The organism is Flavobacterium sp. CG_9.1 (genome assembly GCF_015751645.1).
GTDB lineage: Bacteria > Bacteroidota > Bacteroidia > Flavobacteriales > Flavobacteriaceae > Flavobacterium > Flavobacterium xanthum.
Genome location: NZ_JADOVC010000054.1, coordinates 1 through 8,823, shown reverse-complemented (window position 1 = coordinate 8,823; position 8,823 = coordinate 1). Strand labels below are relative to the sequence as shown.

Here is an 8,823-nt window from a genome sequence, read left to right as displayed (position 1 = left end):
AATAAAAAAATGTAAATTTGAACAGAAATTAGCTCATTATTTTGTGGCACATCATGACCGGAATTAGTGGCACATCATGACTGGAATATACACAAGCGACCTAATGATAAAAGAATGGCTTGAAAGGTACAACCCTAAAAACAAAGAAGAAGCACAATCTGCACTCTGCAAAATTATGCTGGAAATTGCACTGGCCGGACTCTACCGCTCGGTTTTTTTTGACAAAGCGGCCTTTTATGGAGGTACAGCTTTGATAATATTTCATAAACTGGATCGTTTCTCCCAAGACCTTCATTTCTCCTTGCTACAAGTAGAAAAAGATTTCTCTTTGAAAAAGTACCAAGATGCAAGTGTAAATGAATTTGCAGCATTAAGAATTAATGTAAGTATTAGCGAGAAACAAAAAGTGAAGCAGAATAATATCAATTCAGCTTTCCCAAAATCGGAAACTCTGTGGCGTGAATTAAAACTGGAAACTATATTACCACAAATTGGCGTAGACTCTAAAGCTAACATAAAAATTAAGATCGAGGTAGATACAGCCCCCTTTGAATTTTAAAACAGAAGAAAAACTTATCTTACAACCTTTCGCTTTTTATGTTAAGTGCTTTACTCTTCCAGATCTCTTTGCTGGTAAGATGGATGCACAGCTATTCCGTAAATGGGGAATTAATGTAAAAGGTCGCGACTGGTAAGACATGGAATGGTATATTAAGAAAGGAATTAAACTTGATCTAAATCATTTCTTTACTAGAGTACAAGATAGCGACGACTGGAAAGAGGGAACAATTTCAGAAAAGGATTTTAGAGAATTAATATCACAAAAAATTGAAACTGTAAATATGGAATTTGTAAAGAGAGATATAATTCGATTTATAAAAAACCCTAAACAATTGGATATACGGTCGTCCACATACTTTCATGACTTAGTTTCACACTTACAGATAGAATAAATTAAAGATTGGATTTTGGAAATATAATTCAGAAGCTCTTGTTCTTCTATTTTATGACATACTACAGCTAAAACATTAAGGTTTAATTCATCCTATTTTAGCATGAATTCTATATAAGCTATTACAGTGTCGCTTTTAGCGGCGCACTTGGGACTATAGGTATGTTCGCCACTGCGTTCAAAAGCCAGTTCCATTTCATCCCTTGTACCTATATAAGTTCGATGAGTTACGCGATCATTGATGAACCCAAAAAGTTAAAAAAATTTAATTCTTAAACATAAATATAATGAATTTTTCTTTCAAAAAACAAACATCATTAATAAAACGTACCAGCTCAAATTATTCTTTACTATATATTTGGAGGGATACCTTCATACTGATGAATCAAATAAAAAGTAGTGATAAACAAAAAGAGTTTTAATCACGTAGCTGAGTGACCCTATTTCAAAATAGAAAAATGAAAAATAAGTCTACTAATCTACAATTCTTTTCTCAAACTTTGTTTTCTCTAAATTTATTCATCTATGATCAAAATTTATATCATAATTGTATACTAACTTATTAAATGAACAGTGTAAATATTTAATTTAAGTTAATAAAAATCAACTAATTAAACACTTATTCCTTACATTTACCAAATTAAAAAAAAGACTTTGAAAGTCTAGAAACCTTGTTCTTATAAAATATATCGAAAGCTCAGTAAATACTGGGACTATTATAAAGGCATAGGGACCTCTTTCTCTGCCACTAGGAATACAAATTGAATCAAAACCCTCTAAATCTTATGATTTAGAGGTTTTTTGCATTTAGATCATAGTCAAATTATTCATTTTCTCTCATTCTTAAAGGAGTAAAATCGAGACCCTAAAAAAAACAGTTAACGGAAGCCGATTATCATCTCTGGGGCGAATTACGCCAAGATAAAGTCGCCCCAAATCGGGCATGGATCAGTTACAAAATGGAAGATGAAAGTGGCATTGATACTTTGTTAGTGTCTAACATCACTACAAAGAAAACCTACTATTTCCCCTCTGCCAATAATTCACTATTCGCTGGTACTAATTATTTTGTTTGTCAGGATACCAAAGCATTTCACCTTTTGAACCTGGCAACAGGAAAACAGGAGTTGTATACTCCAATTAGCCATAGCGACTATTCCACAGAAACCAACCAACTTCTTTTCCTGACTAAATCAGATCAGGTATTAACCATTATGAATCTGAAAACCAAAGTCAAAACTACGATATGGCAGGAATTTTATGTGTTGGTTACGAAAAGAATAGTGGTAGTCAAACTTTGATTGAACCACTCCTCTTTTTAATACAAAAACAAATTCTAAATCAAAAATCCCCAATATTGGAAATAAACTCCAATTAAAATAAGCGAGAATAGGATGGTTGCAATTATACTTGTATCAGAGATAAACTTAATTTTAAATAAAAAGTAAATTATAGAAATTAATGTCAATGCTATAAAAAACCATTGAAGAATAAACAAATAGCTAAATTGATTTGGCAATCCAAACGCAAGAATATAAAAATTATCCTGAGCAGTATTGTTGATAGCTAAAACCAATTCAACAATTGTAAATAGTCCTAACACAGAGGTTATTACAATTACCAACTTCATCAATTTATTCTGCATAGAAACTTTTCTGTTTTTTATTAGCGTATAACAAAAATTGAAAATTGAAATTAATAGGATAATAATAGCTATAAAGAATGGAGCAAAAAATAGCAGGTTGAATTCTTTTAGACTATCGCAGAAATTTAAAATTCCTCTGTTAATTTTTATATCGGTAACGAAATGATTTTTTTCATCTGATTCTAATGATTCTATTTCGTTAGTATTTGGTTTTTGGTTTGGATTATTTATGAATTTATTAACGATTTCAGATCCTGCGAAACTAGGACCATGACCTAAGCTAGGTACATTAACTAAAAAGCTGTTTTTGAATTTTCCGTTTGTTATTTTTCCGTTTGAAGCGGGAGTGATAGGGTCAAATCCTCCTGAAAACACTAAAACAGGTGAGGTTAGCGTGAATAGATTAGATAAATCATTCAAAGTCTTTGATGAACTAGTAGTTCCTAAATTCCATTTATCACATACTGAAAAATCTGATTTATAAAAAGACAACCCTCCTTTTAATTTTTTATATTTAAGGGCATCATTATCAAATTCCGAAATTGAATTATTAGGGATAGCCTCATTACAAGTCACACAATAATAGGCTCCATAATCTAAACCTAAAGCCCCTGAAAAAGCAGCTACTAATGAACTCAAAGTACTTTTGTTTCCTTTATTAAATTCGGTGATTAATAAGGGCAATACTTCGATTAATTGTTTATGATATAGGGCTTGTTGAATGGAAACTTTAAAATCTTCTACATTATAGGTAAACTCCCCACTAGAAATTTTTTTCTTGTCAACTTTAACTGTAATAGGATTTTTTTCTAACTTTTCTATTGTTGCATAATAGGTGCTTTCTAAATTTTGGTATTGTTTATTACAATTAGGATCATTTTTACAGGCTTCGAAAACTTTCTTAAGACTATTAATGTAATTTGAAGTATTATGATTGTAATACTGTGAAATATCCGAAATCGAAGAGTCTAAAATTAATGATTTTATATCATCTGAAAAATCATTTGCATAAACCTGAGCTGTGTATGTTCCATAAGAAACACCATAAACATTCCAATTCTTATACTTCAAAGCATTCTTTAAAGCATTCAAATCTTTAGCAATTGATTTACTATTGTATGCGTTTAAATCAATATCTCTATTTAGTAAATCCTGTCTGCAAGACATGGCTGCTATAATTTTTTGCTGTTCATCTTGTCCACTATTCTGATTTTTTGCCAATATTTCTAAAAACTTCTTCCCTAAGTCAGGACAAAATTTAGGCAAAGAATTACCAGTACCCCTAACATCAACTAAAACAATATCACTGTTTTCCCTTAATGGATGATTTAGCCAATTCCAAATTCCACGAATCCCACTTCCACCTGGACCACCTGATATAAAGATAACAGGATTTGAATCTGTTTTTTTTGAGGTGCTTTTTAAAATTGCAACTGCCATTTTTACTTTTTTATCTGAGGGATTATCCCAATTTTCAGGAACAGTTAAATAACTCCATTCTATATTATCTTGATTTATTGCTTTTTCTTCGGGAAAAAAAGTAGTAGTTTTTTCTAATTTAAAAGCATTTGTTTGAGAAAATAAACAAGATGGTAATAATGATAGTAACAAAAAGAGCGTAATTAAATTTTTCATTTGTTTTTATGTTAATTGATTTGAATTTGTTTTATGGAAATTTCGTTAAAGTATTCTTTGAATGAAAGACAACATTTATATTGATTGTCTATTTTTATTTTTTGTAAATAGTATTTTTCTCCATTGATATGAGTCGTATTATCAAAAATTTCAAATGATTTTAGAGGAATTGTTAATCCGTGTCCATTTAATTTTATAACTGCTTCTTTTTGAGTCCAATAATCAAAAAAAGCTTCTTTTTTATTGTGATTTAAAATAATCTTATGCCATTCATTATCTGTAAATTGCGATTTAAAATAATTTATTTCAATATCCGTTACAATTTCAATATCAATTCCAATTTCAACTTTGTTACTCATGGCACAAACAAAAATGTCACCTGAATGTGAGATATTAAACCAGATTGAATTATCATCAAAATAAGGCTTATTATATTTTGTGTGTTTTATCACTTTATCGTGAGGATCATCTTTATAAATTTCCTCAATCCCCTTAAACAACAATATTCTACCTAAAAATGACAATTGTGCATCTTGCCATCTTCGGTAACGCTTAATTTTCTCTTGATAATCGGCTGGAAATTTCACCAACTCATTTTTCAACAAACTTTCGTGATTTTCTTCAGACAGATAAGAATAATAGATGTAAATCAAAACTTTTTTTTTTTAGAAATTAAAATCAAAATCAAATGATGTATTCTTTTCTAACTCTAATTTAATATCAATTAAATCTATTTTCATTGATGGGTTTTTATTTATTTTACTTAACAGATTGCTATATTTTTGAACAATGATTTTAATTGTAACTTCTTCAAATAAATCACAATTATAATCTATAATACCTTTTAGCCTATTATCACTTTCAAACAAATTAAATACAATAGGTAATCTACTGAATTTATGATCAATAGGATAAGAAGTTAATTTAAAATCATTTAATTTATCAATATTCTCAAAGGAAAATTCTGGATTCTGAAATACCAACATAACATCGAAAACAGATTGAGATACTTTGGCGAAAGGAATAGATTGATAATCATTAATCTCCAATAAATTCCTTTGAGTATTTTTCAAGATAGTAACAAAATTCTGCTCTGCCTTAATTTGTGATCTTAAAACAAGTGTCTTAATAAACATCCCTATTTGATTATTTATCTCCAGAATATTTCTCCCCGAGTGAACAGTTCCTATACAAATATCATCATGATTAGTGGTTTTAAAAATCAAAACATTTAAAGCTGCCACTAAAATGGTGTATAAAGTAACTTGATTCTCAAGAGCTAATTCTTTTAAAGTTGTAGTTGTATCGTGTGTCAATTCAAACAAATAGTTGCTTCCATTTTGTTGATTGTGTTCTGTACTAAAATCCTTATAAAATGATTCTTTAGGTCGAAAATTTTGAAGATAATTTTCCCAAAACAACTCATTCTTAACAGCATTATTTTTCATTTTTTTGTTAAACCATTCGGAGTAATCTCTAAATTGATATTTTAAACCATTTACTTTTAATGCATCTGGAGAAGTACTTTCTTCTGGAAAAGTTAATGTTTCTCCAAGGAAGAAGGAAACGTCTTTTTTATTTTTATAGGAAATGGATTCTTCTGTGGCGGTTTCATTATAATTTTTAATTAATTCTTTGATAAAAATTTCTACTGATAGACCATCCATTATAATATGATGCGTAGAAAAAAGCAGTAAATATTGATTGGTTTTCAATTCAAGTAATTGAACCCTTATTAATAAATCTATTTCTAAATCAAATTTAGTATTAACGAATCGACTGATAACTTCTGCGATCGTATCGTTTTTTAATTGATGTACGGAAATTTCAAATCTAACTTTTTCGGCAGCACTAATTTTTTGATAAGGAATGCCCTCTTTTTCAATAAAATTGGTTCTTAGGATTTCATACTTCTCAATGATTCGATTTATTGATTTTGTAATTTTATTTAAATTTACAATACCCTCAACACTATAACCAACAGACATATTATAGGCTATAGAACCTCTAATTTGTTGAGAAGCCAGCCAAATAGTGTATTGAGCAGGAGTTAAACTATATAAATCTTTGATTTCTGATAATGGTAGAGGCTTCGACTGTGTTAGTTTGAATTCTTGTAAATAGACAGCTAGCGACTCAACGGTAGGAAAGTCAAAAATCGTTTTTAAAGTAATCGAGAATGAAAGCTGTTTAGCAATTAATCCGATTAATTTAACTGCGTTTAATGAATGACCACCGAGTGCAAAAAAATTATCATTTACACTTATAGGCTCTTTAGTATTCAATACGGCTGCCCAGCATTCCGAAAGTTTTTTTTCTAAGTCAGAAATAGGGGCTTTAAAATCATCATGATTTTCATTTTGTTGAACGACTCTTTGCAACAAAGATTTTCTATCCACTTTTTGATTTAGAGTAAGCGGAAATTCTTCCAAAGGAATGATTGCATTTGGAATCATATAGTGTGGAAGATTTATTTTTAATGCTGCAATGATTTTTTCTATATCAATTGCTTTTTTACTTTTTAAAATATAAGCCACTAAAAAAGCGTCCTGTTGATCTCCTTTTTTAGCAATTACTACAGAATCATTAATTCCTTCTATTTGATTTAATTGCGACTCTATATCCCCTAGCTCAATTCTATAACCTCTAATCTTAACCTGATTATCATTTCTTCCTAAAAATTCAATTTCCCCTTTATCATTCCATTTACCAACATCTCCAGTTTCGTATAGTAAACTTGTAGCATCAAATGGATTTTTGATAAATTTATCATTAGTTAATGATTCATTTTTATAATATCCTTTTGCCAATCCATCGCCTGCTATATAAATGGCTCCAGCCGTTCCTATTGGCTTGGGGCTTAAGAATGAATCTAAAATATAAAACAGTGTATTATTTATTGGTTTTCCTATGTTGGCTGCATCTTTTGGATGTTCTATTTTTTTTAAGCTGGACCAAATAGTAGTTTCTGTTGGTCCATACATATTCCAAACTTCCAAACAATTTTTGAGTAACTTTTCGGCTAATGCTTCACTTAATAAATCGCCTCCGCAAAGCACTTTTAACCCTTTGCTTCCATCCCAATCAGCATTAAACAACATTTGATAAAAACTTGGAGTAGCTTGAATAATAGTAGCTTGTGTTTTCTCTAATTTTTCAATAATCAAACTAGAATCTGATAAAACATTATGACTTGCAATATACAAAGTAGCTCCAGATATTAAAGGTGCAAAAAACTCTAAAATTGAAATATCAAAAGAATAAGTCGTTACCGAAAAAAAAATATCATTTGAACTAACTCCTGGTTTTTTTTGGATACTGCACAGAAAATTAAGCAACGATTGATGTCTTATTTCAACGCCTTTTGGATCTCCGGTTGAACCCGAAGTATAAATTATATATGCGGTGTCTTTAGGAGAAATTGTTGTGGATAGATTTCCTTTAAATTCATCAATCCCTGCCAAAATATTTTCTAATGACACTTTCACAACATCTTCAACACCTTCTAATTCATATTCTTTTTCACTAATAAGCAATTTACTTTTGCTATTATCAACAATATAACATAATCGCTCTTTTGGAAAAGTTGGATCCAATGGAATATAGGATCTGCCTGATTTTAATATCCCTAATAGAACAGCTACCATATTGGCAGACCTGTTTAATAAAACACCAATCGGCGATTTATCCTGTTCCCCATAAGTAGCGATAAGATATTCCGCTATCTGGTTTGATGATTTGTTAAGTTCAGAATAAGAATAGGATTTATAATCATCTTTTAATGCTTCTTTTTCTTGGTTTTTCAATACCTGTTCTTCAAATAAATCTAATACCGTCTTATCTTTTGGATAATTAAAATTTGTATCGTTAAAACAAAATAATATTTGTTTCTTTTCTTCTTCCGATAAATAATCTAACTCTTTTAGTTTTTTATTTGAATTAGTTAAGACAGCATCTATTAACTTTTCAAATTGATTGACTATTTGAGTTATACTTGCATTATCAAAATAATTCAAATTGTAATCAAAATCGATTTTCACATCTTCCGATTCATCAAATTCTCTTATATATAGGGCTAAAGCCACTCTTTCTGATTGATGACTCAATGGGATTACTTTGGTTTGTGTATTTTTAAAATTGGTTGAGTAATCTTGTTTTTCGTAAGAAAGTGTAATATTAAATAATCTCTCCTTTTGACTATGCAACTGAATTTCTTGAATTAACTTTCCTAATGGTAGTCGTTGGTGGCGATAATCTTGTCTTAATTGGTTTCTTATATCAATTATTAAATCTTGAAAAGTAGTTTCAAAATCTAATGCCATTCTTAAAGGAGAAACACCCATAAAAAGGCCCACCGTTTTTTTATAAGCAGATTTATTTCTGTTTAAAACGGGCAAACCAATGGCAAAATCGTTGTTTTCGTGCTTTCTACCGAAATAGGTATATAAAACTCCTAAAATCAAATGGAAAGTAGAACATTTATAGCTTGTGGCTAGGTTGTATATTCCAGTCATGATGTGCCACTAATTCCGGTCATGATGTGCCACAAAATAATGAGCTAATTTCTGTTCAAATTTACATTTTTTTATTG

The 8,823-nt window shown here is 29.8% G+C and carries 5 protein-coding genes; 2 read left to right on the top strand and 3 right to left on the bottom strand.

What is annotated here, in order from left to right; translation table 11 throughout:
* Positions 1 to 103: 103 nt before the first annotated feature.
* Positions 104 to 559, top strand: coding sequence for a nucleotidyl transferase AbiEii/AbiGii toxin family protein (locus tag IWX83_RS16705; protein WP_196831300.1), 456 nt, complete (start codon positions 104 to 106; stop codon positions 557 to 559).
* A 1,352-nt stretch (positions 560 to 1,911) separates the two neighbouring features.
* Complete coding sequence (locus tag IWX83_RS16700; protein ID WP_196831299.1) at positions 1,912 to 2,253, top strand: hypothetical protein; 342 nt, start codon at positions 1,912 to 1,914, stop codon at positions 2,251 to 2,253.
* Positions 2,254 to 2,288: 35 nt separating this feature from the next.
* On the opposite strand, the gene IWX83_RS16695 is transcribed toward IWX83_RS16700, so the two are convergent.
* From IWX83_RS16695 to IWX83_RS16685, 3 genes are read right to left on the bottom strand one after another with little or no spacing between them, the layout of a single operon-like run.
* Positions 2,289 to 4,232, bottom strand: coding sequence for an alpha/beta fold hydrolase (locus tag IWX83_RS16695; protein ID WP_196831298.1), 1,944 nt, complete (start codon positions 4,230 to 4,232; stop codon positions 2,289 to 2,291).
* An 11-nt stretch (positions 4,233 to 4,243) separates the two neighbouring features.
* On the bottom strand, positions 4,244 to 4,885 hold the full coding sequence (locus IWX83_RS16690; protein WP_196831297.1) for a 4'-phosphopantetheinyl transferase superfamily protein: 642 nt from the start codon (positions 4,883 to 4,885) through the stop codon (positions 4,244 to 4,246).
* A 12-nt stretch (positions 4,886 to 4,897) separates the two neighbouring features.
* Positions 4,898 to 8,746, bottom strand: a complete 3,849-nt coding sequence (locus tag IWX83_RS16685; RefSeq protein WP_196831296.1) for a non-ribosomal peptide synthetase — start codon at positions 8,744 to 8,746, stop codon at positions 4,898 to 4,900.
* Positions 8,747 to 8,823 lie beyond the last annotated feature (77 nt).